This window comes from Comamonas sp. 17RB (genome assembly GCF_030056555.1).
GTDB lineage: Bacteria > Pseudomonadota > Gammaproteobacteria > Burkholderiales > Burkholderiaceae_C > Comamonas > Comamonas terrigena.
This window is the reverse complement of the sequence record NZ_JASHHY010000006.1, coordinates 99,482-126,479: the sequence shown is the minus strand read 5'-3', so window position 1 is coordinate 126,479 and position 26,998 is coordinate 99,482. Positions and strand designations below refer to the sequence as shown.

The window sequence follows — 26,998 nt, the reverse complement described above, 5'->3', positions numbered from 1 at the left end:
GCCCGCATGCAGCCCTGTGCCACCCCGCCCACCCCATCCACCGCGGCCTCCCCCCTGTTTGCGCCCTTGCTGCGCCATGCGCCGCTGGTGCTGGCCTTGTGCCTGGGCATCACCATGCTGCGCAGCGCCCTGGTGCCTGCCGACTGGTTGCCCAACCTGTGGTGCTCGCTGGCCATCGGCATCCCCAGCTGGCTGGTGATCGACGCCGGGCGGCTGTGGCTCAGCCGCGGCCAGCCCTACCCCTGGCCAGCGGGCTGGCGCGGCCCTGCACTGGTCATGCTGGGCATGGCGGTGGGGCTGCTGGTGGGGGACATCACGACACGCCTGGTCCTCGGCCACCCGCTGCTGCAGGGCGACATGCTGGTGTCCACCCTGGTGACCACCGCGGCGGCCAATGGCATTGCCTCGCTGCTGTTCTACCTGGGCGGCAAGGCCCATGCGCTGGAAAACCAGGTGACCGCCGTCCAGCGCGACGCGGCCGAAGCCCGGCTCAAGCTGCTGGAAAGCCAGCTGGAGCCGCACATGCTGTTCAACACCCTGGCCAATCTGCGGGTGCTGATCGCGGCCGATCCGGCGCGCGCACAGACCATGCTGGACCAGCTGATCGCCTATCTGCGCGCTACCCTGGGCGCTGCCCGCCAGCCCTGGCACACGCTGGAAGCCGAATTCGCCCGGCTGGACGACTATCTGGCACTGATGGCCGTGCGCATGGGCCCGCGCCTGCACTACCAGCTGCAACTGCCGCCTGCGCTGGCTGGTGTCCCCGTGGCACCGCTGCTGCTGCAGCCTCTGGTGGAGAACGCCATCCGCCATGGGTTGGAACCCCAGCCGGGCCCGGGCCAGATCACGGTACAGGCCTTGCAACTGGGCCAGGGAGCCGCCGCCCGGCTGCAGCTGCAGGTGACGGACAACGGCGCCGGCCTGCCGAAGGACTTTCCCCCGCAGGCAGGCCATGCGCCCACCCCGCCCGATCGCCACTTTGGCCTGCAGCAGGTGCGGGAGCGGCTGGCCAGCCTGTACGGCAGTGCGGCCACCCTGGAATTGCGCACTCTTCCCGCAGGCGGCACCCGCGCTACCATCGTCTTTCCCTTGCCCAGCACCGCTGCTTGACCATGCCCCTGCGCGCCCTGATTGCCGAAGACGAGCCCCTGCTGGCCCTGGGGCTGCAGCACGCCCTGGCCGAGGCATGGCCCGAACTGGACACTTCGGCCCTGGCGCTGGATGGCATCACCGCCGTGCAGCAGGCCCTGGCGCTGCAGCCCGACGTGCTGTTCTTCGACATCCGCATGCCGGGCCAGAGCGGGCTGGAAGCGGCCGCCGAACTGGCCGACGCCTGGCCGCCCGATCGCCCTTTTCCCGCACTGGTCTTTATCACCGCCTACGACCAGTACGCCGTGCAGGCCTTCGAGGCCCAGGCGGCAGACTATCTGCTCAAGCCCGTGCAACCCGAAAGGCTGCGGCGCACGGTACAGCGACTGCAGCAGCGGCTGACCGTACCCGCAGCCCCCTCCCAGATGGATGCCACGCTGGCCCAGCTGCGGGCGCTGCTGGACCTGCCCGCCCCAGCCCCTGCGCGGCTGCAGATGCTGCAAGCCGGCCAGGGCACGCAGATCCACATGGTGGCCGTGGCCGAGGTGCTGTACCTGGAAGCGGCCGACAAATACGTGCGCGTGTGCACCGCCAGCCAGGAATACCTGGTGCGCACCCCGCTCAAGGAACTGCTGCCCTGTCTGGACCCGGAACAGTTCTGGCAGGTGCACCGCGGCACGGTGGTGCGCGCCGACGCCATTGCCAGCGCCAGCCGGGATGCCAGCGGCCGCCTGAGCCTGCAGCTGCGCCAGCGCCCGGAGCGCCTGGCGGTCAGCCGCCTCTACGCCCACCGCTTCAGGGCCATGTAAGCAGCCGCCAGCCCGGACACCCGCCGTGCGGGCCCGTCGCAGGCTTTCCCCACGCAGCCCCCCAACTTTGCGGGCGCACTACACTTGGGCCTTTCGCCGTTTCACTTTTCCACCATGACCTATTGCGTCGCCGTCAAACTCAACGCCGGGCTCGTTTTTCTGTCCGACTCCCGCACCAATGCCGGACTGGACCAGATCAGCTCGTTCCGCAAGATGATGGTCTACGAGAAGACGGGCGACCGCTTCATGGTCCTGCTGTCGGCGGGCAATCTGTCGATCTCGCAATCGGTGCGTGAAATCCTGCAGACCCAGCACATCCGCGACGAGCAGACCGGTGAGATCCTGACCATCTGGAACGTCACCAGCATGTTCGATGCCGCCCGCGTGCTGGGCGCCGCCGTGCGCCATGTGTACGACCGCGATGGTGTGGCCCTCAAGCGCGCCGGCGTGGACTTCAACGTCTCCATGGTGTTTGGCGGCCAGATCAAGGGCGAAGGCCTGCGCCTGTTCCAGGTGTATGCGGCCGGCAACTTCATCGAAGCCACGTACGAGACTCCCTACTTCCAGATCGGCGAATCCAAGTACGGCAAGCCGGTACTGGACCGCGTGATCACCCCCGACACCCCGCTGGACGAAGCCGCCAAATGCGTGCTGGTGTCCATGGACAGCACGCTCAAGTCCAATCTGTCGGTGGGCCTGCCGCTGGACCTGGTGCTGTACGAGACCGGCAGCTTCCGCTCGGACAAGGTGGTGTGCATCGACGAGTACAACCCCTACTACCGCATGCTGCACGAAAGCTGGGGCGAACGCCTGCGCCATGTCTTCGACAGCATCGAAGACCCGGCCTGGGAAGGCGAGAAAACCACCACCCCGCTGCGCGTGCACAGCACCCGTGCCCCGCAGCTGAAGAAGATCACCGCACCGTCCGAAAAGCTGGTGTAAGCCACCTGGCCTACAGTGCCTGCCATGCTGCCCGTCATCTTCTCGCACGCCAACAGCTTTCCGGCCGGTACCTATTCACTGCTGTTCCAGTTGCTGGAGCAGCGAGGCATGGCGGTGCAGGCACTGGACCGTCTGGGCCACGACCCCCGCTTTCCCGTCAGCGACAACTGGCCGCACCTGGTGGAGCAGCTGGCGGAATTCGTGCGCAGCCAGACGCCCAGCGGCAGTGAGCCCCCCTACCTGGTGGGACATTCGCTGGGCGGTTTCGTCAGCGTGATGACTGCCGCCAAATACCCGGAACTGGCCCGCGGCGTGCTGATGCTGGATTCGCCGCTGATCAGCGGCTGGCGTGCCACCACGCTGGGCGTGGCCAAGCGCACCCAGCTGGTGGGCAGCGTCTCGCCCGGCAAGGTCAGTGCCCGGCGCCGGGCGCAGTGGCCAACGATGGACGAGGCGCAAAGCTATTTCCACAGCAAGCGCCTGTTCACGCGCTGGCACCCCCAGGTGCTGCAGGACTACCTGACCCACGGGCTGGCGCACGGCGACGACGGGCAGCTGCGCCTGCACTTCACCCGGGAAGTGGAAACCACCATCTACAACACCTTGCCGCACAACCTGGGCAGTTGGCTGTCGCGCAACCCGCTGCGCTGCCCGGTCGCCTTCATCGGCGGACGCTCCTCGCGCGAGATGAAGCAGGTCGGCATGGACCTGACCCAGCGCATCACCCAGGGGCGCATCAGCATCCAGGACGGCACGCACCTGTTTCCCATGGAGCAGCCGGAATCCACGGCGGCCTCCATTGAGGCGGCCTTGCTCAACCTCGAATTCGTGCGCGCCCGCGCCAGCCACTGAGCCGCTTTGGCGGCACCGCGTTCCGCCCCCTTATTGCGGCAGGTCTTCCAGGTCCAGCACGCTGTCCCAAGGCAGCCCCTGCAGATCATCAAAGTGAGCCACCAGCACCCATTGCGTGCCCTGGGCACGTTGTGCCAGCGCCTGGCGGAGATAGGCAATGGAAGGCCGGTCCAGCCCGGCGACCGGCTCATCGATCAGCACCAGATCCGCGCCGCTGGACAGCGCTGCCGCCATCCACAGCTTGCGGGCCGTGCCGGTGGACAGCGCATGCCAGGGCTTGGCCACATCCGCCTGCAGCTGCCACTGTGCGGTGTGCGCCTGCCATTGCGCCACGTTCCAGCGCGGATAGGCCCGGGCCTGCTGGGCCGCCCACTGCAGGGGAGTGCCGGTGGTGGCGCCCTGCTGCTCCGGAAAACGGGGATCGACCCAGAACACATCGCCCGGCACCGGCGCCCGGTCGGACCACGCCACCTTCCCTGCACGTGGCGGCTGTGCCCCGGCCAGCGCGCGCAGCAGGCTGCTTTTGCCGGCACCGTCGCCACCGCGCAGCAAATGCAGACCCGGCGTCCAGACATGGCTCCAGTCCCGGCACAGCTGCCATGCGCCATGGCCCAATTGCAGGCCCTGCACATGCAGGTGGCGGGAGGACGGGAAATCAAGTGGAGAAGGCATGGACACACAACAAAGGCAACAGAAGCAGGAGCCGCCACCACCGGGCCGGCATGAACGTGCGAAGGCGCGAACACAGCGCCAGGGCAACGGCACATTCTAGAAAACAGACGGCCGCCTGCTCCACAATAACAGCCGTCTCCCCCACCACCGAACACCATGCCCACCGCCCTGGACTACCTGATTTTTGACTACAGCGAAGACGAAGAAGCGTGCGCCACCTGGGATGCCATGGCCACCGTCACCGCCGACCGCTGGCCGGCCCTGCAGGCGGAAGTGCTGCAGGTGCTGCACTGGGCCGAGCAACAGTTTCCCCGCCAACGTGGCGCACTCGACGAAGGCGCCACCTGGGACTTCGACATCAGCCTGGGCGACAGCACCGGCCGCGATCTGCGTTCAATGGTACAGGGCCAGCCGCTGGCGCTGCAGCATGCCGCCCTGCCTGCCACTGGCACCTTGACCTTGACCCTGACACTCACCGGCCGCGCCACCTTTGCGGACGCACTGCTGCAGGCCTTCAACATAGAGTAAGTGCACACATTTACATTATTAAATTGACCCACAAGCCGCAGCCGTGCTTGACAAGCCAATCTGAAAACATGCGGACAGCTTCAATAGCGCATTAACACTGCTATCAAAACAGAAGCATGGCACTCTGACCGTCGGTACAACTGAGGCCGATTTAACGCAACCCCCTCACGCATACAGTCTCAGCAAGAGGATCCAAATGCTCTGATGTATGCCAAAGTGGCCTGCTTGTGAGAACAATAGGGTGGCAAAAAAAGCCGTCTGTCGTTAATATCGAGTGTTTCAAGACGAAACGCGGGTAAACGACAATGGTTGCATATCAACAACAAAACATAGAAGTCACTGGCGGCGACAAGGCACAAAAAACCACGCATGCCAAGAAAAGCACAAGCAAGTTTTTGTTGATCGGTATCACCGTGGCAACTGTCCTGCTGATCGCGTCCTTCACTTCTGCTGAAAGAGAAGTACCAGCCAATGCCAGCATCGACCACGGACCAGCGGCAACATCCGCGCCCAAGACCATGCCCAGCGTCGAAGCTCTAGACGCCTGCAGAATGCTGATTCGACGCGCCGCCTACGACTCCAATCTGGCAAACGTACCCTACATTGAGGGTGCCGAAACCAGCACAGAATTCACTTTCACCTGGGACTCCACCACCGTACTGGCCAGTGCTCCCAGTGGTGCCAATGACCCAGGTGTTACGGCCTCCTGCAGCGTCAACAAGGTCACGCGGGCATTCACAAAGCTCAGCATCAACGGACAAAACATCGCGCTGAAATAGTCCGCGCTCGTCACCAATGTTCTTCAGAACCCACCATCCCGGTGGGTTTTTTGTTTTTAGCGCCAACCTGCTGGCACTGGTCAGAGCCAGACAATGCTCTCACCGGCGTTCACACCCCCCCCTTTTTGGTGAGCACATCAATGTGATATGGGGTGCATGCAGACATCAAAGTGTCGCAGCGGCAAACACTGGAGAAAGCGGTCAACATCTACGCCGCCCGCACAGGGCCCTGGGCCTTTGCACATGTGCGGCTCATGGCTCATCCACAGCCATCAATGTGGCGTAAATAGGATAACAATCAGGGATCGATATCTCGGAATCCGCATGAACACTGGCATTTCCATTCTGATGGTCTGCATGGGCAACATCTGCCGCAGCCCCACGGCCCATGGTGTGATGCGCGCCCGCATTGCAGCGCGGGGCTGGCAGGATCTGGTGCGGGTGGATTCCTGCGGCACCCATGCCTACCATGTGGGCGAGCCGGCCGACCAGCGCGCCCGGCAGCATGCGCAGCGCCGGGGCTACGACCTGTCGGACCTGCGTGCACGCCAGGTGCAGCCCGAAGACTTTCGCCGCCACGACCTGATTCTGGCCATGGACCACGAGAACATGGCCCGTCTGGAACAGCAATGCCCGCCCGCCTTGCAGCACAAGCTGCAGCTGCTGACCCATTACTGCAGCCGCCACCGCAGTGCCACCGTGCCCGACCCCTACTACGGCGGCAGCACCGGCTTTGAAAAAGTGCTGGACCTGGTGGAAGACGCCTGTGAAGGCGTGCTGGACCACCTGGCCCGCCTGCACCCGCAGCTGCCGCGGCCCGAATCGGCCCCTGGCGACAGTGCCAAATGACCTGCATCAAGCCCTCGTATTAACCCTTATTGCTACTTATTTGATAGCTACAAACATACGCTTCACCTAGGGAATTCACCGTCACACTGCCGTCAGAAACGGCGGAAAGTGCTCCGTAGAATCGCGCCTTCGTAAGTGTCAGCCAACCTTGTTTGCCCGACGGGAGGGGACATGGTCAGGCGCTCTACGCTTCGCCAATATACGGAGACAACATGCAGGCTTTACTCAAGCTTTCAAGAGGAATAGACCGGCTCAACGCGCTGGTCGGCAGATACGTCATCTGGCTCATCCTGGGCGCCACCATCATCAGTGCCCTCAACGCCATCGTGCGCAAGGTGCTGCACACCAGCTCCAATGCCTTCCTGGAAGTGCAGTGGTACCTGTTTGCGGCCTCCTTCCTGCTCGCCGCCGGCTACACGCTGCTGGAGAAGGAACACGTCAAGGTGGACGTGATCAACTCCAAGCTTTCGCTGCGCACCCGCGTGTGGATCGACGTGATCGGTTTCGCGCTGTTCCTGACCCCCATGTGCCTGATCGTGCTGTACTACGGCACGCCCTTCTTCCTGCAGGCGCTGCGCACCGGTGAAATGTCCAGCAACGCCGGCGGCCTGATCCGCTGGCCGGTCTATCTGATGATGCCGCTGGGCTTTGGCCTGCTGCTGCTGCAAGGCATCTCCGAATTCATCAAGCGCATTGCCTTCCTGGCCGGGCTGATTGACGATCCCACGGTCAAGATCGTGGAGAAAAGCGCGGAAGAAGAACTGGCAGAAGCCATCCGCAAAGCCGAAGAAGAAGCTGAGCGCACCGGCGCCAAGCGTGCCTGAGCGAGGGAGACACAGCGATGGAATTCATTGCCAACAATATGGCCCCGATCATGTTCGCGGGGCTGATCTGTTTCTTGCTGATCGGCTTCCCCGTGGCCTTCAGCCTGGGCGCCTGCGGCCTGTTCTTTGCCGTGGTCGGCATCGAGCTGGGCGTGCTGCCCGAAGCCCTGATGCAGGCACTGCCGCTGCGCATCTACGGCATCATGCAAAACGAAACGCTGCTTGCGATTCCCTTCTTCACCCTGATGGGGTTGATTCTGGAGCGCAGCGGCATGGCCGAGGATTTGCTCGACACCGTGGGCCAGCTGTTTGGCCCCATCCGCGGTGGCGTAGCGATTGCCGTGATTCTGGTGGGCGCCATGCTGGCCGCCACCACCGGTGTGGTGGCCGCATCGGTGATCTCCATGGGCCTGATCTCGCTGCCCATCATGCTGCGCTACGGTTATGACCGCCGCATCGCATCGGGGGTGATTGCTGCTTCCGGCACGCTGGCGCAGATCATCCCGCCTTCCCTGGTGCTGATCGTGCTGGCCGACCAGCTGGGTCGCAGCGTGGGTGACCTGTACAAGGGTGCCTTCGTCCCCGGCTTCATGCTGGTGGGCATGTACATGCTGCTGATCTTTGCACTGGCCATCTTCAAGCCTGCCATGGTGCCGGCCCTGCCGCCCGAAGCGCGCAGCCTGAAGGAAAAGGACGGCTCCAGCGGCCTGCCTTCGCTGCTGGCCCTGACCGTGCTGTGCGTGGGCGTGTCCCTGTTCGCCGCCCACCACATGGAAACCATCCACACCTGGTTCACCGGCGAAGTGGTGGAGAAGGTCGCCACCGACGAGACCATCGTCTTCGCCATGTGCTTTGGCGTGGCCCTGGCCTTTGTGGCCGCGTCCATCAACCGCATCACCCGCATGGGCCTGCTGTCGCATGTGGCCGAGAAGGTCACCTTCGTGCTGATCCCTCCGCTGCTGCTGATCTTCCTGGTGCTGGGCACCATCTTCCTGGGCATTGCCACGCCCACCGAAGGCGGCGCCATGGGCGCAATGGGCGCCATCATCCTGGCCCTGCTGCGCAAGCGCCTGGACTACAAGCTGCTGCGCCAGGCCCTGGTCGGCACCACCAAGCTGTCGTGCTTTGTGCTGTTCATCCTGATCGGCGCCACCGTGTTCGGCCTGACCTTCCAGGGCGTGGACGGCCCGCTGTGGGTGGAACACCTGCTGGCCGGCCTGCCTGGCGGCCAGCTGGGCTTCCTGATCGTCGTGAACATCATGGTGTTCGTGCTGGCCTTCTTCCTGGACTTCTTCGAGCTGTCCTTCATCGTGGTGCCGCTGCTGGCCCCGGTGGCCGACAAGCTGGGCATCGACCTGGTGTGGTTCGGCGTGCTGCTGGCAGTGAACATGCAGACCTCGTTCATGCACCCGCCTTTCGGCTTCGCGCTGTTCTTCCTGCGCTCGGTGGCCCCTGAAAAGGAATACACCGACAAGGTCACCAAGAAGCGCACTGCCCCAGTGACCACCACGCAGATCTACATGGGTGCCATCCCCTTCCTGTGCATCCAGCTGCTGATGGTGGGCCTGATCATTGCCTTCCCCGGCATTGTCTCCAGCGGTCTGGACGAAAAGCAGAATTACGACCTGGACAAGGTGCGCGAACAGATGGAAGCCGATATGCCGGCACCCATCGACTTCGAGAACCCCACGCTGGAAGGCAGCGCCCCCGATGCCGCTGCAGCCCCCGCCGCTCCGGCCGAGGACGACCCCATGAAAGCCATGGAAGACGCGATGAAGAACGAGCAGCCCAAATAAGCTGCAGCGTTTCGCACACCACCAGCCCCTGCGCTTCGGCCCAGGGGCTTTTTTGTGGGCGACGCCGCAGTGCTCGCATTCCGCACGAACACCCTCCCACGACATGGCACATCATGCTTGCGAGCAAAGCCACCCCGTACACCTTGCCCAATCTATTGAATTTGCTACTGTTTTAGACGCACCAGTACCACCTGAAGCCCCCACAGGCCGCGTGCTGGCTGTCAAGCATTTCCGGCCTGCAACCCGGTCATCTGCGTCCAATTCTTGCCTGCCGCATACAATGGTTAAGGGTGCCCGCCACATGCGGTGGTGACGGCAGGTGAATCTTCATGCGCAGGTCGGGCCGCCGGCGCACGCCCTGCCGAAAGTCCGTCCACCGTGCACTCCCGTGACCCCATGGGCCAGGCGCGCCTGTCCGCGCCCCCTGCCCAGATCCACCCTGATTTCCCCACGCCCTCGGCCCGCATCCCCCGGATGCAGCAGGCCACCGACAGCGCGCTCCGCCACCTCGGCCGCGTCCTGCACATCGAGGCCATGAGCGGCATCGTGCTGCTGCTGGCCGCCACCGTGGCACTGCTGTGGGCCAACTCGCCCTGGGCGCAAAGCTATGTCGACACCTGGCATGCGCCTTTGGCCTTGACCATCGGACCCTGGTCCGTCACCACCGATCTGCATTTCTTCGTGAACGATGTGCTGATGACCATCTTCTTTCTGGTCGTGGGCATGGAAATCCGCCGCGAAATCCACAACGGCGCACTCTCCAGCCTGGGCCAGGCCAGCCTGCCGGTGATGGCAGCCATCGGCGGCGTGGCCGTGCCTGCGCTGATCTATGTGGCGTTGGCCGCCGGTGACAAACAGCTGCTCAACGGCTGGGCCATCCCCACGGCCACCGACATTGCCTTTGCCGTGGGCGTGCTGGCACTGCTGGGCAAGTCTGTTCCAGGACCGCTGCGCATCTTTCTGCTGGCCCTGGCCATCATCGACGACATCATGGCCGTGCTGATCATTGCCTTCTTCTACTCGGGCGGGCTGGACTACAGCGGCTTTGGCATCGCCTTCCTCGGCCTGTTGCTGGTGCTGCTGTTCAACCGCATGGGCGTGGCCAGCGCCTGGCTGTACCTGCTGCCCGGCGCCGTGCTGTGGTGGGGCCTGCTGAAAACCGGTGCCCACCCCACCCTGGCCGGCGTGGTGCTGGGGCTGATGACCCCCGTGGCCCTGCGCCCGGCCTCCAGCCACCAGCTGGAAGTGGCACAGCAAGCGCTGTCGCGCGTGCAGGTTCAGGCCCAGGCTGGGAGTGTGGATGTGCAGCTGCTGCACCACGAACTGCGCGTGGCCACCACGGCACAGCGCGATCTGCTGGCCCCCGTGTTCCGCCTGCCCCCGCTGCTGCACCCCTGGGTGGCGTTTGGCGTGATGCCGATCTTTGCCCTGGCCAATGCCGGCGTGCAGTTCGGCGGCGTGGACCTGACCGCCTCCGGCCCCGCCACCGTGGCGCTGGGGGTGGCCGCGGCCCTGGTCCTGGGCAAGCCCATCGGGGTATTCCTGGCCACCTGGCTGGCCGTCAGAACCGGTCTGTGTCGTATGCCCCAGGGCGTGACCTGGCCAGGCGTGGTGCTGGTGGGCATGCTGGCCGGTATCGGCTTCACCATGGCCATCTTTGTCGGAGGGCTGGCCTTTGCCGATCCGCAGCTGCTGGCCGCCGCCAAGATGGGCATTCTGGGCGCATCGGCCACGGCCGCGGTACTGGGCCTGCTGTATGGCTGGGCCGTGCGCCAGCGCCTGCAGCACTGACCGCAGCGGGAGTTACCGCACTCCCGCCTTGCCACAAAAAAAACCGGGCCATGGCCCGGTTTTTTTTGTGTGCAGCGCACAGCGTGCTCACATCTTCTGCGCCGACATGAAGTTGTCGAAACGCGACTCGGCAAAGCGGAACCACAGGATCTGGTCGCGCTGGAAGTTGCGGTAGTCGGCGTAGATCTTCTTCCAGTCCGGATTGCTGTTGTCCAGGCTGGCGTACAGCTCCATGGTGGCCTTGAACGACGCATCCATCACGGTCTGCGGGAACGGTAGCACCTTGGCCTTGGCGGCCACCAGCTGCTTCAGCGCGCCGGGGTTGCGGGCGTCGTAGCGGGCCTGGGTGGTCACGTGGGCTTCGTAGGCAGCCGACTTGACCAGGGCTTTCTGCTCGTTGGTCAGGCTGTTGAAGGCCTTGTCGTTGATGTAGAAGGACAGGTTCAGCGAACCTTCCCACCAGCCCGGGTAGTAATAGAACGGCGCCACCTTGTTCAGACCCAGCTTCAGGTCGTCGTACGGGCCGATCCACTCGGCCGCATCGATGGTGCCCTTTTCCAGCGACTGGTAGATTTCACCGGCCGGGATGTTCTGCGGCACGGCACCCAGCTTTTCCAGCACCTTGCCGGCAAAGCCGCCCACGCGGAACTTCAGACCCTTGATGTCTTCGGTGCTCTTCACTTCCTTGCGGAACCAGCCACCCATCTGCGCGCCGGTGTTGCCACCCGGCAGCGGCACGATGTTGTACTTGGCGTAGAACTCGGTCATCAGCTTGGAGCCATTGCCATCCACCATCCAGGAGGTCAGCTGGCGCGAGTTCATGCCAAAGGGAATGGCACCGCCGATGGCAAACACCTCGTTCTTGCCGAAGAAGTAGTAAGGCGCGGTGTGGGCCATTTCCACGGTGCCGTTCTGCACACCGTCCACCACGTTGAAAGCGGGCATCAGCTCGCCGGCCTGGTGCACGGAGACTTCGAACTTGCCACCCGACATGGCCTTGATGGACTGGGCAAACACTTCGGCCGAGCCGTAGATGGTGTCCAGCGACTTGGGGAAGCTCGACGCAATGCGCCAGCGCACCACGGGTTGTGCATGCACGGCCGGGGCTGCGGCGGCAGCCAGCACGCCGGCAATGCCGGCATTCTTCAATACGGAACGACGATCCATCTACCTCTCCTTGTGTTGTCGCAAGTTACGGGAAATTGATCCGCTTCTGCGGCGGATTCAGGGAACAAAAAAGCCGGCCATCATCCGATGTGCATCGGATGGCAATGCCGGCTCGCAGTGCATGCTGCAACCTTCTCCTGGCGGAACGGGTTGCAGCATGGAACGCCGATCAAAGCTTGATCGACGCCATGTAGCTGTTGTAGCGGAACTCCGAGAAGCGTTCCCACAGCAGTTGGTCGCGCTGGAAGGCGCGCATGTCCTGGTGGATCTTCTTGAACTCGGGCGACTTGGCTTCGTGCTCGGCAAAAACTTCCATCGAGGCCTTGTAGCCGGCGTCCATCACGTCCTTGGGGAAGGCCTTGAGGACGGTCTTGTCGGCCACCAGCTTCTTGAGGGCAACGGGGTTGAAGGCGTCGTACTTGGACGTCATGTCACGGGCCGCCACACGGGTGGCCGCATCCACAATCGCCTTGTTCTCGGCCGACAGCGCTGCGTAGGCCTTGGCGTTGACGAAGAACTCCAGCTCCGCGCCACCTTCCCACCAGCCGGGGTAGTAGTAGTAGGGAGCAACCTTGTTGAAGCCCAGCTTCTGGTCGTCGTAGGGGCCCACGAACTCGGTGGCGTCCAGCGTGCCCTTTTCCAGGGCCTGGTACACATCGCCGGCAGGCATGTTCTGCGAGACCACGCCCAGTTTGGCCATGGCTTCACCGAACAGGCCGCCGCCCAGGCGCATCTTCAGCCCCTTCAGGTCGGCGACGGACTTGATTTCCTTGCGGTACCAGCCGCCCATCTGGGTGCCGGTGTTGCCTGCACTGTAGCTCTTGATGTTGTAGTTGGCGCAGAAGGCATCGAACAGCTTGCGGCCGTTGCCGTGCTCCATCCAGGCATCCATCTGGCGTGCGGTCAGCCCGAAAGGCACAGCGCAGCCAAAGGCGAAGATGGAGTTCTTGCCGGTGAAGTAATAAGGCGCGGTCTGTGCCATTTCGATGGTGCTGTTTTCCAGCGCATCCACCACGCCGAAGGCGGGCATCAGTTCACCAGCGGCATGCACCGAGACTTCGAACTTGCCGCCCGACAGGGCCTTGACCGTTTGAGAGAATTTTTCCGCGCTACCAAAGATGGTGTCCAGCGACTTGGGGAAGCTCGAAGCCAGGCGCCAACGCACAGCCGCTTGGGCATGCACGGCGGGGGCTGCACCGGCAGCCAATACGCCAGCCAAGCCAGCCTGTTTGATAAGGGAACGACGGTCCATTTTCTCTCCTAATATTGCACTTTCGGCTACACACACTGCAGCACACCGGCTACAGCAGCGGAGCGTGCGGCATTGTAGGAATGGAAAAACGCCAGACCCGCGCGGGTTAACCCCGAAACCAGGGGATAGCCCGCACCCGTCTTCAGTGTTGTGTCAGCGTCATGCATGCGGCGCGCCAGCGCCGGTCTGCGAAACAATGGCGCAAAAAAAGCCGCCCCGAAGGCGGCTTGGTGCGTGATGCCGGCAGGCAGCGCAGCTGGGCGTCATGGCGCCATGAAGCGCGCCCGGATGGAAGCCTCCAAACCCGCAGCGTCCAGGCCTTGCAAGGCCAGCAGCTTGGCGGGGTCGCCATGCTCGATGAACTGGTCGGGCAGTCCCAGGTGCAGCAGCGGCTTGGTGATGCCGGCGGCAGCCAGCGCCTCACCCACGGCGGAGCCGGCTCCGCCCATGACGCAGCCCTCTTCCACGGTGACGATCGCATCGTGCTCGGCCGCCACCTGGCGCAGCAGGTCCTCGTCCAGCGGCTTGGCCCAGCGCATATTGACCACGGTGGCATCCAGCGCCTCGCCCGCGGCCAGGGCGGGATACAGCAGGCTGCCAAAAGCCAGGATGGCGATCTTCTTGGTGGCCGAGCTGCGGCGGATTTCCCCCTTGCCGAACGGCAGGCCGTCCAGGCTTTCCAGCGGCGTGACACCCACGCCGGCACCGCGTGGATAGCGCACGCAGACGGGGTGGTTCTGCGCATAGGCCGTGCTCAGCAGCTGGCGGGTTTCGCGCTCGTCGGCCGGACAGGCCATGCTCATATTCGGGATGCAGCGCACAAAGGCGATGTCATAGGCACCGGCATGGGTGGCACCGTCGGCCCCCACCAGGCCCGCGCGGTCCAGCGCAAACACCACTGGCAGGTTCTGCAGCGCCACATCGTGGATCAGCTGGTCATAGGCGCGCTGCAAAAAGGTGGAGTAGATCGCCACCACCGGCTTGAGGCCTTCGCAGGCCATGCCGCCAGCAAAGGTCACGGCATGCTGCTCGGCAATGCCCACATCGTGGTAGCGGCCGGGGAAGCGCTGGTGGAACTCCACCATGCCCGAGCCCTCGCGCATGGCCGGCGTGATGCCCACCAGACGCTGGTCCTTGGCGGCCATGTCGCATAGCCACTGGCCGAACACCTGCGTGAACGTCTGCTTGGGTTGCGTGGCCGGCTTTACCAGGCCCACGGCCGGGTCGAACTTGCCCGGACCATGGTAGGCCACGGGGTCGGCTTCGGCCAGCTTGTAGCCCTGGCCTTTCTTGGTGACCACATGCAGGAACTGCGGGCCCTTCAGGCCCTTGATGTTTTCCAGCGTGGGAATCAGCGAATCCAGGTCGTGCCCATCGATGGGGCCGATGTAGTTGAAGCCGAACTGCTCGAACATGGTGGCGGGCACCACCATGCCCTTGGCCTGCTGCTCCAGGCGCTTGGCCAGCTCCAGCAGCGGCGGCACCTGCTTGAGCACGCTCTTGCCCATATCCCGGGCCTTGGCGTAGAACTGGCCGCTCATCAGCTGGGCCAGGTAGCGGTTCAACGCGCCCACGGGCGGGCTGATGCTCATGTCGTTGTCGTTCAGGATAACGAGCAGATTGGCGTCTGCCACCCCACCGTTGTTCAGCGCTTCAAAGGCCATGCCGGCCGTCATGGCCCCATCGCCGATCACGGCAATGGCGCGGCGGTTTTCACCCTTTTGCTTGGCGGCCAGGGCCATGCCCAGTGCGGCTGAGATGCTGGTGGACGAGTGCCCGGCACCGAACGCGTCGTACTCGCTTTCGGTGCGCAGGGGAAAGCCCGAAATCCCGTCCAGCTGCCGCAGCGTGGACATGCGCTCGCGCCGGCCGGTCAGGATCTTGTGCGGGTAGGTCTGGTGGCCCACATCCCAGACGATGCGGTCATACGGCGTGTCGAACACCGCATGCAGCGCCACGGTCAGCTCCACCGTGCCCAGGTTCGAGCTCAGGTGGCCGCCGGTCTGGGAGACGCTGTCGATCACATAGTTGCGCAACTCGGACGCCAGTGCCTTCAGGTTGCCACGCGGCATGGCGCGCAGGTCGGCAGGCGCATTCACTTTCTGCAGCAGAGGGTAGGCGTTGGTGGTCATCAGCTCTTTTTTTACGGGCTGCCTCGGCGCTTGCGGGGCGCCTCGGCAGCTGTTTTTCATCAATAGGGCGGGCTTTGCAGCCCGGAGGGCAGCGTGCCGCTGGCAGTCAGTGCGAGCGGTCCACCACCATGTGGGCCAGGGCCCGCAACGCCTGCGTATCACGCAGGCCGCTGCGGTCCAGGGCCGCCAGTGATTCTTGCAGCAATGCCGCCGCATGGCGGCGGGCGCCATCCAAACCCATCAGCGACACATAGGTAGGCTTGTCGTTGGCGGCGTCCTTGCCGGCGGTCTTGCCCAGGGTGGCGGAATCGGCCACCACGTCCAGCACATCGTCCACCACCTGGAATGCCAGGCCCAGCGCCGCGCCGTAGTCCTTCAGCGCCTGCAGCGTCGCAGCACCGACCTGTCCGCAGGCCGCGCCCATCAGCACGCTGCCTTCCAGCAGGGCACCGGTTTTCAGACGGTGCATCTGGCGCAACTGGTCTTCGCTCAAAGGCAGACCCACGCTGGCCAGGTCGATGGCCTGGCCGCCCGCCATGCCTTGCGCTCCCGCCGCGGCACCCAGCAGGCGGCACAGCCGGGCCTGCATGGCGTCGGGCACGGCCTCGCCCTCGGGCGTCAGCAACTCGAAGGCCAGCGCCTGCAGCGCATCGCCGGCCAGCAGCGCACGGGCTTCGCCGAACGCCACATGCACCGTGGGCTTGCCACGGCGCAACACATCGTTGTCCATGCAGGGCATGTCGTCATGCACCAGCGAATAAGCATGGATCAGCTCCACGGCGCAGGCCGCGCGCAGCGCGGCCTCGGCATTGCCCTGCACCGCTTCGGAAGCGGCCAGCACCAGCAACGGGCGCAGGCGCTTGCCGCCATCCAGTACGGCATAGCGCATGGCTTCACCCAGACCGGCAGGCGCACTCACCCCCACCCATGCCGACAGTGCGGCCTCCGTGCGCTGCAATTGCACCTGGCTCCAGGCGTTCAGATCGAATGCCTGTGCCGTCACGTCCTCACTCATTGCTTCCATCACTCCTGGGCCCATTTCTTCAGGGTCTCGCCGTCCAATACCTTGATCTGCGCTTCCACCCCGTCGAGCTGTTCGCGGCAATACGCCAGCAGCACCGAGGCACGGCGGTAGCCCGTCAGCATGTCGTTCAGTGGCAGCTGTCCCGACTCCATGCGCACCGCCAGCTGCTCCAGCTCGGCAACGGCGGCTTCATAGCTGTCGGGCGTCTCAATCGGATCGGGTGCAGGAGAAGCCTTTTTGGGCATGGCAACGCTCGGGTGAAAGAAAACCATCGATTTTAGGCGCAGCACCTCCCTCCCGCCGTCGCCCACGTCCACAGATTCCCCGCGCTGGTGCAGCCTGCCCCTGCCAGGGCCGATCCGGACGACCCTGCCGGGCTACAAAGCCCTTACAAAGCGCTTGGCATTAACCAGAAATGCCAATACACATACGGAGGGAACGGAAATAACCCCACCACCTATAATCCCATTCCCGTCGAACCGGCCCCACAGCCTGTGCAGCCAGGCGGACTCCAGCCTCCGGAAGCTTTTCCGGCCAAGGCGCTGTCCGCTTCCTGCCAGCCGCATGGCCGGTTTTTCTTTTCATCGCGTGCGCACGCGCACCCTCCCTGTGGGGAGTCTTTAGGTCAGGTCACCCATGTCTGATTTAAGTCTTCAACTGCAGCAGGCCGCCAGCCAACTACCAGTTTCCAGCTATTTCGATGAAGCGCTGTTTCAGCGCGAAATGGCAACCATCTTCCAGCGAGGACCACGCTATGTGGGCCACGCCATCTCTGTCCCCCATGTGGGCGACTACTACGCCCTGCCGCAGGAAAACGAAGGCCGCGCCCTGGTGCGCAATGCCAACGGCAAGGTCGAGCTGGTCTCCAACATCTGCCGTCACCGCCAGGCCATCATGCTCAAAGGGCGTGGCAACCTGCTGGAAGAAGGCAAGGGACACGCTGGCGGCAACATCGTCTGCCCGCTGCACCGCTGGACCTACAGCCCCGGCGGCGAACTGCTGGGCGCGCCCCATTTCAGCCACGATCCCTGCCTGAACCTGAACAACTACCCGCTCCAGGAATGGAACGGTCTGCTGTTCGAGGCCAATGGGCGCGACGTGCACGCCGACCTGGCGGGCATGCAGCTCAAGGAGCAGCTGAGCTTCGAGGGCTTTGTGCTCAGCCATGTGGAAATGCACACGTGCAACTACAACTGGAAGACCTTCATCGAGGTCTATCTGGAGGACTACCACGTCGGCCCCTTCCACCCCGGCCTGGGCAATTTCGTCACCTGCGACGATCTGACGTGGGAGTTCGCCAAGGAATACTCGGTACAGACCGTGGGCGTGGCACCCAGCTTCGGCAACCCCGGTTCGGACGTGTACAAGAAGTGGCATGAGGTGCTGCTGCAGTACCGCAACGGCCAGCTGCCCGACCGTGGTGCCATCTGGCTGACCTACTACCCCCACATCATGGTGGAGTGGTATCCGCACGTGCTCACCGTCTCGACGTTGCACCCCGTCAGCCCAACCCAGACCATGAACGTGGTCGAGTTCTACTACCCTGAGGAAATCGCGGCCTTCGAGCCGGAATTCGTCGAGGCGCAAAAAGCCGCCTACATGGAAACCGCCATCGAGGACGACGAGATTGGCGAACGCATGGATGCGGGCCGCCGCGCCCTGCTGGCGCGTGGCGACAACGAAGTGGGTCCCTACCAGAGCCCCATGGAAGACGGCATGCAGCATTTCCACGAGTGGTATCGATCCACGATGGGTGAGCACGTCCCGCGATCTTGAGTTTTTTGCTAGCATCCCCAAGCTGCCTGCGCTGAATTTGTCAGCGCAGGCAGCTTTTTTTCGTTCTGACTGGCGGACCCAATGCAAGTGCTGTGGATGGTGATGAGTACATTCCTCTTCTCGACGATGGGGGTGTGCATCAAATATGCGTCGGACAGCTTCAACACCGCCGAAATCGTCTTCTATCGGGGCCTGATGGGCATGCTCATCCTGTGGGCGCTGTCGTCCTCGCAGGGTGTCAGCCTCAAGACCAGGCACCCGCTGATGCATGTCTGGCGCAGCGCCGTGGGCGTCACCTCCATGGGCTGCTGGTTCTACGCCCTCACCCAGATCCCGCTGGCCAGCGCCATGACACTGAACTACATGAGCAGCCTGTGGATTGCCGTGATCATGCTGGCTGGCGCCGCCTGGACGCTGCGCCCCAGCTACCAGGGTCAGCGCCAGGCACTGAACATTCCGCTGGTCATCACCATCGCCATCGGCTTTGCCGGCGTGGTGCTGATGCTGCAACCCAGTTTCGCCAAGGACCAGACCGCTCCTGCGCTGATCGGCCTGTCTTCCGGCCTGCTCTCGGCCCTGGCCTATATGCAGCTGGGCGCGCTGGCCCGCATCGGCGAGCCGGAAAGCCGCACCGTCTTCTACTTCGGCCTGGGCTCCGCGCTGATGGGCCTGGGCGGCATGGTCTTCATGGGGGTGTCGGACTGGCCGGGCTGGCAGCAGGCCTTGTGGCTGCTGCCCATAGGCGTGCTGGCCGCCGGCGGCCAGATCACGCTGACCAAGGCCTACTCCAGCGCCAAGACCCGCAAGGGCACGCTGGTAGCCGCCAATCTGCAGTACTCGGGCATTGTGTTCGCCAGTCTCTACAGCATCTTTTTGTTCGGCGACCACCTGGGCACTGCCGGCTGGACCGGCATGGTGCTGATCACCTTCTGCGGCATTGCCGCCTCCATCTTCCGCGCCCGCGGGGCGACGCAGCCGGCCCCCGCTCCGGCTGCGTCGCCGGGCGCCGACATGCCCTCCAGCAACCACTGAGACCCCAACCCGCCTTCCCCGCTGCACATCAGCGGATACAGCGCCGGGCATGCGGGCTGTCGCACAATGCAGCATTGTCGTTTGCACTGTGCCACCGCCCATGACCTACACCACCCTCATCACTACCGCCCAGCTCCAGGCCCTGCAGGCCCAAGGCCAGCCGCTGATGGTGTTTGACTGCAGCTTTGACCTGGCCCAGCCCGCCGCCGGCCGCCAGCAGTATCTGCAAGCCCATATCCCCGGTGCCGTTTTTGCGGACCTGGACCTGGCCCTCAGCGCCAAGCACGGGCTGCCGGACCGCAACGGCAATGTGGCCGTGGAGCAAAGCGGCAAGCCCGCCTCAGGTGGCCGCCACCCCCTGCCCAGCCGCGAACGCTTTGCCACCTGGCTGTCCAGTGTGGGCTTTGCCAACGGCATGCAGGCCGTGGTGTACGACCGCAACGGCGCCAACTACTGCGGCCGCCTGTGGTGGATGCTGAAGTGGGCGGGCCACGATGCCGTGGCCGTGCTGGACGGCGGCCTGCAGCACTGGCAAGCCGCAGGCCTGCCCGTGGCCGAAGGGGAAGAGCCCAACCGCTTCCAGAGCAATTTCGAGCTGCACCCGCCGCTGCGCACGCTAAGCACAGCCGCCGACGTGCTGCGTGACCTGGGCCAGCCCGCCGTTCAAACCGTGGTCGACGCCCGTGCCCCGGCCCGCTACCGCGGCGAAGTGGAACCGCTGGACCCGGTGGCCGGCCACATCCCAGGCGCCCTGAACCGCCCGTTCACCAGCAATATCGCAGCCGACGGCCGCTTCAAGCCCAAGGACCTGCTGCGTGCCGAGTTCGACGAACTGCTGCAGGGCCGAGACCCCGCCAGCGTGGTCCACCAGTGCGGCAGCGGCGTCAGCGCCCTGCCCAATCTGATTGCCATGGAAGTGGCCGGCTATGCCCCCACCCGGCTGTTCGCCGGCAGCTGGAGCGAATGGTGTTCCGACCCCAGCCGCCCGGTGGAACGCGGCTGACACAACGCCCTGAAAGCCGCCACGGCGCGAGCCCGCCAGCGAGGCCTGCATCGACCCGTGACGCAAGCGCACGGCGGATGCGGTAGAGCGCGGCGGGAGTGGCTTCTGCCCTCCTTGCCATCACCCGCGTCAGCCCATCTGGAGCGGCTCGCCCCGAGGAACCGGGGCGAAGGGACAGGGTTTCGTGCGAGGAATCCAGGCGACAGGAGCGAGCGCCTGCCGGACGCAAAGCCCATTACGATGGCTGGCTGATTGCACATCGAGCCCGGCTTCGGGCTTGCCAAAAACCAAGGAGACCACCATGTTCAGCCACATCATGCTCGGCACCAATGACCTGGATGCCGCCAAGAAGTTCTACGACGCCCTGCTGGGCACACTGGGCGCCAAGCCCGGGGTACTGGACCGCCACCGCCTGTTCTGGCGCCATGCGGGCGGCACGTTCAGCATGTCCCAACCCATCAATGGCGAGCCCGCGACCATCGGCAACGGCAGCACCTTTGGCTTTGCCGCCGAATCCATTGAACAGGCCAACGCCGCCCACGCTGCCGGCATTGCAGCGGGTGGCGTGACCTGCGAAGACCCGCCCGGCTGGCGCGGCGAAGGCAAGGGCGCCATGTACCTGGCCTATCTGCGCGATCCGGACGGCAACAAGGTCTGCCTGCTGCACCGTCCGCCCAAGGCCTGACACCGCCGCCTGGCTAAGCCGGCCAGGCCCTGCACACCACGGCCACCTGGGCCGTCAGATGCGTCCCTGTGCAGGGTGGTTGATGGCCAGATAGTGTTTGACCACCGGCGGTTCGCTGCCGCTGTGGTACTGCAGCACATCGGCCTGGACATCGGCATCGTGGTGCGTCACACGCTGGTGCTGGCGCAGGTGCTCGGCCCAGGACTCGACCTGGAACCACTCGACCAGGGTGTTGTGCGCCGCGGCGTCCTGCACCACGCCCCAGGCATAGGCGCCATCGCGGCGGCGCTCGGCAGACAGCCGGGCCAGTGCCTTCAAGAAGGCGGCCTGCTGGGCATGCTCCACTTGGTAGGTGATCTGTATCATCACCGGTCCCCGGTCGTTGTCCACTTCGGCCTCCGTCAGCGGCTCGGGCCAGTGGTTGGATGGCACGAGGTCCGCCTCCCCTTGAGGCAGCTTGATGCGGTGCGCAACCAGGCCCATCACGACCAGGCCGGCCGCACCGGCCAGCAAGGTGTAGGGCACGCCGATGGCCTTGGCCGTGAAGCCCCAAGCCAGACTGCCCAAAGTCATGGCACCGTTGAAGACCGTCAGATACACGGCCAGTGCGCGGCCACGCACCCAGTTGGGCAGGATGGCCTGTGCCACGCCGTTGAGCGTGGTCAGCGCCGTGATCCAGGCGGTGCCCAGCAGCAGCAAGGCGACCGCTGCCGCCCATTGCGCAGGTCCGATGGACAAAAATGCCATGACCGCCGCAGTGACGCAGGCCGACAGCAGCAGCAGGCCGTCGGAAGAGAACTGCGCGCGCAGCTTGGGCAGCAGGAACGCACCGCCGATGGCCCCCACACCAACCGCCCCCAGCAAGATGCCGTAAAAGCCTGCGCCACCGCCCAGCAGCTGGCGTGCCACCAGCGGCAGCAGCGCCCAGACCGAGCTGGCCAGCGCAAAGAACAGGAATGCGCGCAGCAGCACGACATGCAGTTCACGGCTGGCGCGGGCATAGCGCAAGCCGGCACGGAAGGCCCCCGCAAAACGCTCGGTCAGATCGTCTTGCCCGGACTTGGGGCGCGGCCACCACAACAGCGCAGCCACCACGAACACATAGCTGATGACATCCACGCCATAGGCGACAGACGCACCCAGGCCCGCCAGCACCATGCCCCCCAGCGCAGGGCCCACGGCGCGCGAGATATTGATGCCCAGCGAGTTCAGTGCGACCGCCGATTTCAGGTCTTTCTTCCCCACCAGCTCCGGCACGATGGCCTGCCAGGTCGGCCCCATCAGCGCGGCGCCAATCCCACCCAGAAACGTGAACGCCACCAGCGAGAACACGGTCTGCATGCCCAGCGCAGACAAGGTCATCAGCGCGATGCTGACGCTGGCCAGCAGCAGCTGGATGCAGATCAGAAACTTGCGGCGGTCCAGAATGTCCGACAGCACACCGGCCGGAATCGCCAGCAGGAACGCCGGGGCCGACGCGGCCGCCTGCACCAGCGCCACGGCCGTGGGTGAAGGCGACAGGTCGGTCATGATCCATGAGCTGGCCACATCGCGCACGAAGCTGCCGGTGTTGCCAATGACGGTGGCCACCCACAGCACGGCAAACAGCTTTTGCCGCAACGGCGCAAAGCTGCTGTCACTGGCCGCTGGCGGTGTGGGGCTGGGAGGAATGGAAGCGTTCATGGTTGCGTGTGCAAATGCAGCCCGGTGGACGGCACCATGCCGCCCGCCAGACCCGAATGTGGATAAAAGGAATGGGGTGCCCCAAGGCGCCTCACTCCCGCCGCGGCTGCGCCATCGGGCCGCAGCACCCGGCCTGCCGCGCACGTGGGCGCGAAGATGGCCTGAACCGCCGATATCGGTAACGATGGCGGCCCCAAGTGCCGCCCGCCCTCCGCAGGCCCTACCCTATGGGCGAGGGGGTCGGCACAGAAAATTTCCGAACTATTCATCGCCCCTCCCGGCCCGGCGGGCCATGCAGAAAAACGAAGCCGGCACCGGCCGGCGCCGGCACGGCACATTTGGTCAGAGCCAGCAGGAACACCCCAGCGCCCCGAAGAAGCTCTTGGGGTCGGAGGTGGGTACGCCCGATGCCCAGGAATTCGCGTGCTGGTGCCCGTGCATGCCACAGCTGGTGCCGCAGCCGCAGGCGGCGGCCATCTGGCGGTAGCGCGTGGGGTTCAGTGAGTTCTGGCCTGCACCCTCCGGGTCGCCCCAGGCCGCAAACCCGCCATAGCGGCGCACCGGCGACCAATCGGGCATGGCCGGGGGGATCGGGTTGTCATCGTGCTGCTGGAAGTTGCCCGCGCCATACACCACACGCCCGCCCACCACCGTCATATCGGACACCAGGAAGGAAATCTCGTCCTCCGCCACCTGGAAGTAATCCTTGTCCGGCACGATCAGGTCCGCGAAATGGCCCACCTGGATGCGGCCGCGCTGGTCCACCTCGTTGCTGAACCAGGCCACGTTCTCGGTCCACATGCGCAGAGCGGTTTCGCGGTCGAGCAGATTGCGCTGGGGGTACATCGGGGTGCCGCCCACCGTCTTTCCGGTGACCATCCACGACAGCGACACCCAGGGGTTGTACGAGGCCACCCGTGTCGCATCGGTGCCGGCGGACACCTTGACGCCTTTTTCCAGAATCTTCTTGATCGGCGGCGTGGCTTCGGCGGCCCGGGCGCCGTAGCGCTCGATGAAGTATTCGCCCTGGTAGGCCATGCGGTGCTGCACGGCAACACCACCACCCAGCGCCGCAATACGGTCTATGGACCGGTCCGAAATGGTTTCGGCATGGTCGAAGAACCAGTTCAGGCCGTTGATCGGCGACTCCTGGTGCACCTTCTCGAACACATCGAGCGCACGGCTGATGGTCTCGTCATAGGTGGCATGCAGGCGCCACGGCCAGCGGTTCTGCACCAGGATGCGCACCACCTCTTCCAGCTCGCCTTCCATATTCGGTGGCATGTCGGGCCGGGGCTGGCGGAAGTCTTCAAAGTCCGCGGCCGAATACACCAGCATTTCGCCCGCGCCGTTGTGGCGGAAGTAGTCGTTGCCCTGCTTGTAGCGAACGCTCTGCGTCCACTGCAAAAAGTCCTCTTTCTCTTTCTTGGGCTTCTGCGTGAACAGGTTGTAGGCCAGGCGCACGGTGATCTGCCCATCCTTGTCGAGCTGCTCGATGACGCGGTAATCGTCGGGGTAATTCTGCGAGCCCCCTCCGGCATCGATCACGCCCGTCACACCCAGGCGGTTCAGCTCGCGCATGAAGTGGCGCGTGGAGTTGAGCTGGTAGTCGAACGGCAGCTTGGGCCCCAGCGCCAGCGTGCTGTAGAGGATGGTGGCATTGGGCTTGGCCAGCAGCAGGCCCAGGGGGTTGCCGTTGGCGTCGCGCACGATTTCGCCGCCGGGCGGCTCGGGTGTGTCCCGGGTGTAACCCACGGCACGCAATGCGGCAGCGTTCAGCAGCGCGCGGTCATACAGGTGCAGCAGAAACACCGGCGTATCGGGGGCCACCGCATTGATTTCCGCCAGCGTGGGCAACCGCTTTTCTGCAAACTGGTGTTCGGTGAAACCGCCGACCACCCGCACCCATTGCGGCGCGGGTGTATTGGCAACCTGGGCCTTGAGCATGGCCATGGCATCGGCCAGCGAACGCACGCCATCCCAGCGCAGTTCCAAGTTGTAGTTCAGGCCGCCACGGATCACATGCGTGTGGTTGTCGCACAGCCCGGGCAGCACGCTGCGTTGCTGCAGGTCGATCTTGCGTGTGCCGCTGCCCGCCAGGGCCAGCACTTCGGCGTCCGTGCCCACCGCGGTGAACTTGCCATCCTTGACGGCCACAGCCTGGGCAACGGGCTGACCCTTGTTCAGCGTGGTGATCCGCCCGCTGTGAAAGATGACGTCGGGGGGGCTGTGGGGCATGGCGGGTCCTTGCGAAGAATGGGGGAGCGAACGGCAACCCAGCATACCGCCTGCCGCCAGGCCTGCTGCGGAGGTGATGACTTTGCGGCGCGTGGTCATGAAAGGAAATGGATCAGGAATCTGGGTGGGTGTCGTGCGGTGTGGCCGTGGCCGCCGGTCGGCTTTTGCCGGGCAGCTGCCCCAGGACATGGTCATCGGCCTGGCATGCGGTGCATGCCGTACCGAACGCCGTGCCCGCCAGCAGTTGCTTGCCTATGGGCACGATCTGCTCGCCCAGCAAAATCCCCAGCAGACCGACCAGAGCCACCAAAGGTGGTGCAGGCGAGCGGACCTGGAGCAGGCTGTAGACGACACCGACCAGCAGACCTGCTGCCAGCGAGAGCACATAGAGTTTCATGGAAGGGCCTCCCTGCACCCAGCCCGGGCTGGTGCGGATGGGAATTGCTGTCCTGCACCCTGCAGGGAACAGGGTGCAACGTGCGGGGGGGAGATGGTGGTGGCGCAGCCACCGCCGGTGGTTTTATGGCTGGGCAGGGTTGGGGCCGATGGTGCCGCCATGCTGCACACGCTCCGGCGCCTTGTGCACCATGGTGTAGCAGTAATCCACGCCCATGCCGTACGCCCCGGAGTGTTCGCGCACGATGTCCATCACGGCGTTGTAGGTGTCACGCTTGGCCCAGTCACGCTGCCACTCCAGCAGCACCTGCTGCCAGGTCACCGGCACCACACCCGCTTGCACCATGCGCTGCATGGCGTAGTTGTGTGCATCCAGCGACGTGCCGCCCGATGCGTCGGCCACCATGTAGATCTCGTAGCCCGCATCGTGCATGGCCGACAGCGCAAAGGTGTTGTTGCAGACCTCGGTCCACAGACCCGAGACGATGATTTTCTTGTGCCCCTTGGCCACATTGGCGGCCAGCGCATCGCGGACATTCTGATCGTCCCAGGAGTTCATGGAGCTGCGCTCCAGCAGCGGGTGGTCGGGGAACACGCTCAGCAGCTCCGGATAGGTGTGGCCGGAGAAGCTTTCCGTCTCCACCGTGGTGAGGGTCACGGGAATATGGAACACCTTGGCCGCCTTGGCCAAGCCCACCACATTGTTCCTCAGCGTCTGGCGGTCGATAGACTGCACACCGAATGCCATTTGCGGCTGCTGATCGATGAAGATGAGCTGGCTGTTTTGCGGGGTCAGAACTTCCAGGTAATTGCGATGGGACATGGCAAGGCCTTCCAGGTTGAGGAAATCAGGGTTGAAGGAAAAAAGAGCAGTGAAAGCGCAGGCGCCAGGGCTGTGGCTAAGGCAACGGGGCGGCGTCGACCAGCACGACTTCGCTGTCTTCGCTGGCGGTAATCCGGATGCGGGTTTCGCCGTGGATGGCCGCACCATCCTGCTGGCGCAAGTCCACGCCGTTGACCGTGGCCGCCCCCGTGGCCAGTACCAGATAGCCATAGCGGTCGGCATGGGCAAAGTGGTATTCCACGCTGTCTCCGGCTGGGATGGTGGCGCCCAGCACGCGCGCGTCGGTGCGCAGTGGCAGCACATCGTGGTCGCCCGCCATGCCGCTGGCCAGCGTGACAAACTCCCCTGCACGGTCGCCCTTGGGGAAGGCCTGGCTACCCCAGCTCGGCTTCTCGCCCTGGCGGTCGGGAATGATCCAGATCTGGAAGATGCGGGTGACACCCGGCTCCAGGTTGTACTCGGCGTGAGTGATGCCGCTGCCGGCACTCATGACCTGCACATCCCCCGCTGGCGTGCGGCCTTTGTTGCCCAGGTTGTCTTCGTGCGTGATGGCACCTTGGCGCACATAGGTGATGATTTCCATGTCCCCGTGCGAATGCGGGGGAAAGCCGCTGCCAGGCTGGATGGCATCGTCATTCCAGACCCGCAGACTGCCCCAGTGCATGCGCCGGGGGTCGTGGTACTCGGCAAACGAGAAATGGTGCTTGGCATCCAACCAGCCATGGTTGGCCCCGCCCAGGCTGTCCAACGATCGACGCTCAATCATGTGTCATCCTTTGCTGACGCGATGGTGGAGCAAAGTCTAGTGGCCCCGCATGTGCAGCGAGATGACAGC

Annotated in this window: 25 protein-coding genes; 14 read left to right on the top strand and 11 right to left on the bottom strand. The window is 64.6% G+C overall.

Annotation, left to right across the window (positions count from 1 at the left end; genetic code table 11):
* Positions 1-6 precede the first annotated feature (6 nt).
* From QM470_RS12240 to QM470_RS12225, 4 genes are all read left to right on the top strand, one after another.
* Positions 7-1,110, top strand: a complete 1,104-nt coding sequence (locus QM470_RS12240; RefSeq protein ID WP_283339466.1) for a sensor histidine kinase — start codon at positions 7-9, stop codon at positions 1,108-1,110.
* A complete protein-coding gene (locus QM470_RS12235) occupies positions 1,107-1,898 on the top strand; it encodes a LytR/AlgR family response regulator transcription factor (RefSeq protein ID WP_502846838.1) in 792 nt (263 codons plus the stop codon). Before QM470_RS12240 ends, QM470_RS12235 begins: the two co-directional genes overlap by 4 nt.
* A 114-nt stretch (positions 1,899-2,012) precedes the next feature.
* Positions 2,013-2,840: a proteasome-type protease gene (locus tag QM470_RS12230; RefSeq protein WP_066539228.1), complete on the top strand. Its 828-nt coding sequence runs from the start codon at positions 2,013-2,015 to the stop codon at positions 2,838-2,840.
* A gap of 24 nt (positions 2,841-2,864) precedes the next feature.
* The gene (locus tag QM470_RS12225) at positions 2,865-3,692 is read left to right on the top strand and encodes an alpha/beta fold hydrolase (protein ID WP_283339464.1); all 828 of its coding nucleotides are present in this window, start codon (positions 2,865-2,867) and stop codon (positions 3,690-3,692) included.
* Positions 3,693-3,722: 30 nt separating this feature from the next.
* Here QM470_RS12225 and QM470_RS12220 read toward each other — a convergent pair whose 3' ends face one another.
* Positions 3,723-4,364, bottom strand: coding sequence for an ABC transporter ATP-binding protein (locus QM470_RS12220; RefSeq protein ID WP_283339463.1), 642 nt, complete (start codon positions 4,362-4,364; stop codon positions 3,723-3,725).
* A gap of 156 nt (positions 4,365-4,520) precedes the next feature.
* Here QM470_RS12220 and QM470_RS12215 point away from each other — a divergent pair, with 156 nt between their 5' ends.
* The 6 genes from QM470_RS12215 (at position 4,521) to nhaA (ending at position 10,931) form a co-directional block, all read left to right on the top strand.
* The gene (locus QM470_RS12215) at positions 4,521-4,892 is read left to right on the top strand and encodes a hypothetical protein (protein ID WP_283339462.1); all 372 of its coding nucleotides are present in this window, start codon (positions 4,521-4,523) and stop codon (positions 4,890-4,892) included.
* Positions 4,893-5,197: 305 nt separating this feature from the next.
* Complete coding sequence (locus QM470_RS12210) at positions 5,198-5,671, top strand: hypothetical protein (RefSeq protein WP_283339461.1); 474 nt, start codon at positions 5,198-5,200, stop codon at positions 5,669-5,671.
* Between the two features lie 324 nt (positions 5,672-5,995).
* A complete protein-coding gene (locus tag QM470_RS12205; protein WP_283339460.1) occupies positions 5,996-6,520 on the top strand; it encodes a low molecular weight protein-tyrosine-phosphatase in 525 nt (174 codons plus the stop codon).
* Positions 6,521-6,732: 212 nt separating this feature from the next.
* Complete coding sequence (locus QM470_RS12200) at positions 6,733-7,344, top strand: TRAP transporter small permease subunit (RefSeq protein ID WP_066539239.1); 612 nt, start codon at positions 6,733-6,735, stop codon at positions 7,342-7,344.
* A 17-nt stretch (positions 7,345-7,361) separates the two neighbouring features.
* Positions 7,362-9,140 carry a TRAP transporter large permease gene (locus QM470_RS12195; protein ID WP_283339459.1) on the top strand — a complete coding sequence of 593 codons (1,779 nt, stop codon included), beginning with the start codon at positions 7,362-7,364 and terminating at the stop codon, positions 9,138-9,140.
* A gap of 474 nt (positions 9,141-9,614) precedes the next feature.
* Entirely contained in the window at positions 9,615-10,931 is a 1,317-nt protein-coding gene (gene nhaA / locus QM470_RS12190; RefSeq protein WP_283339572.1) for a Na+/H+ antiporter NhaA, read from the top strand.
* Positions 10,932-11,018: 87 nt separating this feature from the next.
* On the opposite strand, the gene QM470_RS12185 is transcribed toward nhaA, so the two are convergent.
* The 5 genes from QM470_RS12185 to xseB form a co-directional block, all read right to left on the bottom strand.
* Positions 11,019-12,098: a TRAP transporter substrate-binding protein gene (locus QM470_RS12185; RefSeq protein WP_066539245.1), complete on the bottom strand. Its 1,080-nt coding sequence runs from the start codon at positions 12,096-12,098 to the stop codon at positions 11,019-11,021.
* Positions 12,099-12,267: 169 nt separating this feature from the next.
* Positions 12,268-13,350 (bottom strand): TRAP transporter substrate-binding protein, encoded by a 1,083-nt coding sequence (locus QM470_RS12180; RefSeq protein WP_283339458.1) that lies wholly within the window; start codon positions 13,348-13,350, stop codon positions 12,268-12,270.
* 263 nt (positions 13,351-13,613) lie between these two features.
* Positions 13,614-15,482 carry a 1-deoxy-D-xylulose-5-phosphate synthase gene (gene dxs / locus QM470_RS12175; protein ID WP_283339457.1) on the bottom strand — a complete coding sequence of 623 codons (1,869 nt, stop codon included), beginning with the start codon at positions 15,480-15,482 and terminating at the stop codon, positions 13,614-13,616.
* 106 nt (positions 15,483-15,588) lie between these two features.
* Positions 15,589-16,506 carry a polyprenyl synthetase family protein gene (locus QM470_RS12170; protein ID WP_502846837.1) on the bottom strand — a complete coding sequence of 306 codons (918 nt, stop codon included), beginning with the start codon at positions 16,504-16,506 and terminating at the stop codon, positions 15,589-15,591.
* Positions 16,506-16,751, bottom strand: a complete 246-nt coding sequence (xseB, locus tag QM470_RS12165) for an exodeoxyribonuclease VII small subunit (RefSeq protein ID WP_192334338.1) — start codon at positions 16,749-16,751, stop codon at positions 16,506-16,508. The genes QM470_RS12170 and xseB overlap by 1 nt, the downstream gene beginning before the upstream one ends.
* 391 nt (positions 16,752-17,142) lie before the next feature.
* Between xseB and QM470_RS12160 the strand changes: the two genes are divergently transcribed.
* From QM470_RS12160 to QM470_RS12145, 4 genes are all read left to right on the top strand, one after another.
* On the top strand, positions 17,143-18,282 hold the full coding sequence (locus QM470_RS12160) for an aromatic ring-hydroxylating oxygenase subunit alpha (RefSeq protein ID WP_283339456.1): 1,140 nt from the start codon (positions 17,143-17,145) through the stop codon (positions 18,280-18,282).
* An 81-nt stretch (positions 18,283-18,363) separates the two neighbouring features.
* The gene (locus QM470_RS12155; RefSeq protein WP_283339455.1) at positions 18,364-19,314 is read left to right on the top strand and encodes a DMT family transporter; all 951 of its coding nucleotides are present in this window, start codon (positions 18,364-18,366) and stop codon (positions 19,312-19,314) included.
* A 100-nt stretch (positions 19,315-19,414) separates the two neighbouring features.
* Positions 19,415-20,317: a sulfurtransferase gene (locus tag QM470_RS12150; protein ID WP_283339454.1), complete on the top strand. Its 903-nt coding sequence runs from the start codon at positions 19,415-19,417 to the stop codon at positions 20,315-20,317.
* Between the two features lie 301 nt (positions 20,318-20,618).
* On the top strand, positions 20,619-21,002 hold the full coding sequence (locus QM470_RS12145) for a VOC family protein (RefSeq protein ID WP_066539527.1): 384 nt from the start codon (positions 20,619-20,621) through the stop codon (positions 21,000-21,002).
* 54 nt (positions 21,003-21,056) lie between these two features.
* Here QM470_RS12145 and QM470_RS12140 read toward each other — a convergent pair whose 3' ends face one another.
* The 5 genes from QM470_RS12140 to QM470_RS12120 form a co-directional block, all read right to left on the bottom strand.
* Entirely contained in the window at positions 21,057-22,685 is a 1,629-nt protein-coding gene (locus tag QM470_RS12140; RefSeq protein WP_283339453.1) for an MFS transporter, read from the bottom strand.
* Between the two features lie 342 nt (positions 22,686-23,027).
* Positions 23,028-24,923 carry an amidohydrolase gene (locus QM470_RS12135; RefSeq protein ID WP_283339452.1) on the bottom strand — a complete coding sequence of 632 codons (1,896 nt, stop codon included), beginning with the start codon at positions 24,921-24,923 and terminating at the stop codon, positions 23,028-23,030.
* A 112-nt stretch (positions 24,924-25,035) separates the two neighbouring features.
* Positions 25,036-25,320, bottom strand: a complete 285-nt coding sequence (locus tag QM470_RS12130; RefSeq protein ID WP_280010978.1) for a XapX domain-containing protein — start codon at positions 25,318-25,320, stop codon at positions 25,036-25,038.
* Positions 25,321-25,443: 123 nt separating this feature from the next.
* A complete protein-coding gene (locus QM470_RS12125; protein ID WP_283339451.1) occupies positions 25,444-26,142 on the bottom strand; it encodes a hydrolase in 699 nt (232 codons plus the stop codon).
* Positions 26,143-26,218: 76 nt separating this feature from the next.
* Positions 26,219-26,929 carry a pirin family protein gene (locus QM470_RS12120; protein ID WP_283339450.1) on the bottom strand — a complete coding sequence of 237 codons (711 nt, stop codon included), beginning with the start codon at positions 26,927-26,929 and terminating at the stop codon, positions 26,219-26,221.
* Positions 26,930-26,998 lie beyond the last annotated feature (69 nt).

What these genes read in the sequence shown, in the direction of transcription:
- QM470_RS12220 (WP_283339463.1), bottom strand. Translation starts at nt 4,364, where the DNA reads ATGCCTTCTCCACTTGATTTCCCGTCCTCCCGCCACCTGCATGTGCAG.
- QM470_RS12150 (WP_283339454.1), top strand. Translation starts at nt 19,415, where the DNA reads ATGACCTACACCACCCTCATCACTACCGCCCAGCTCCAGGCCCTGCAG.
- QM470_RS12160 (WP_283339456.1), top strand. Translation starts at nt 17,143, where the DNA reads ATGTCTGATTTAAGTCTTCAACTGCAGCAGGCCGCCAGCCAACTACCA.
- QM470_RS12215 (WP_283339462.1), top strand. Translation starts at nt 4,521, where the DNA reads ATGCCCACCGCCCTGGACTACCTGATTTTTGACTACAGCGAAGACGAA.
- QM470_RS12230 (WP_066539228.1), top strand. Translation starts at nt 2,013, where the DNA reads ATGACCTATTGCGTCGCCGTCAAACTCAACGCCGGGCTCGTTTTTCTG.
- xseB (WP_192334338.1), bottom strand. Translation starts at nt 16,751, where the DNA reads ATGCCCAAAAAGGCTTCTCCTGCACCCGATCCGATTGAGACGCCCGAC.
- QM470_RS12130 (WP_280010978.1), bottom strand. Translation starts at nt 25,320, where the DNA reads ATGAAACTCTATGTGCTCTCGCTGGCAGCAGGTCTGCTGGTCGGTGTC.
- QM470_RS12225 (WP_283339464.1), top strand. Translation starts at nt 2,865, where the DNA reads ATGCTGCCCGTCATCTTCTCGCACGCCAACAGCTTTCCGGCCGGTACC.
- QM470_RS12195 (WP_283339459.1), top strand. Translation starts at nt 7,362, where the DNA reads ATGGAATTCATTGCCAACAATATGGCCCCGATCATGTTCGCGGGGCTG.
- QM470_RS12210 (WP_283339461.1), top strand. Translation starts at nt 5,198, where the DNA reads ATGGTTGCATATCAACAACAAAACATAGAAGTCACTGGCGGCGACAAG.
- QM470_RS12180 (WP_283339458.1), bottom strand. Translation starts at nt 13,350, where the DNA reads ATGGACCGTCGTTCCCTTATCAAACAGGCTGGCTTGGCTGGCGTATTG.
- nhaA (WP_283339572.1), top strand. Translation starts at nt 9,615, where the DNA reads ATGCAGCAGGCCACCGACAGCGCGCTCCGCCACCTCGGCCGCGTCCTG.
- QM470_RS12170 (WP_502846837.1), bottom strand. Translation starts at nt 16,506, where the DNA reads ATGGAAGCAATGAGTGAGGACGTGACGGCACAGGCATTCGATCTGAAC.
- QM470_RS12125 (WP_283339451.1), bottom strand. Translation starts at nt 26,142, where the DNA reads ATGTCCCATCGCAATTACCTGGAAGTTCTGACCCCGCAAAACAGCCAG.
- QM470_RS12135 (WP_283339452.1), bottom strand. Translation starts at nt 24,923, where the DNA reads ATGCCCCACAGCCCCCCCGACGTCATCTTTCACAGCGGGCGGATCACC.
- QM470_RS12145 (WP_066539527.1), top strand. Translation starts at nt 20,619, where the DNA reads ATGTTCAGCCACATCATGCTCGGCACCAATGACCTGGATGCCGCCAAG.
- QM470_RS12140 (WP_283339453.1), bottom strand. Translation starts at nt 22,685, where the DNA reads ATGAACGCTTCCATTCCTCCCAGCCCCACACCGCCAGCGGCCAGTGAC.
- QM470_RS12185 (WP_066539245.1), bottom strand. Translation starts at nt 12,098, where the DNA reads ATGGATCGTCGTTCCGTATTGAAGAATGCCGGCATTGCCGGCGTGCTG.
- QM470_RS12155 (WP_283339455.1), top strand. Translation starts at nt 18,364, where the DNA reads ATGCAAGTGCTGTGGATGGTGATGAGTACATTCCTCTTCTCGACGATG.
- dxs (WP_283339457.1), bottom strand. Translation starts at nt 15,482, where the DNA reads ATGACCACCAACGCCTACCCTCTGCTGCAGAAAGTGAATGCGCCTGCC.
- QM470_RS12120 (WP_283339450.1), bottom strand. Translation starts at nt 26,929, where the DNA reads ATGATTGAGCGTCGATCGTTGGACAGCCTGGGCGGGGCCAACCATGGC.
- QM470_RS12240 (WP_283339466.1), top strand. Translation starts at nt 7, where the DNA reads ATGCAGCCCTGTGCCACCCCGCCCACCCCATCCACCGCGGCCTCCCCC.
- QM470_RS12200 (WP_066539239.1), top strand. Translation starts at nt 6,733, where the DNA reads ATGCAGGCTTTACTCAAGCTTTCAAGAGGAATAGACCGGCTCAACGCG.
- QM470_RS12205 (WP_283339460.1), top strand. Translation starts at nt 5,996, where the DNA reads ATGAACACTGGCATTTCCATTCTGATGGTCTGCATGGGCAACATCTGC.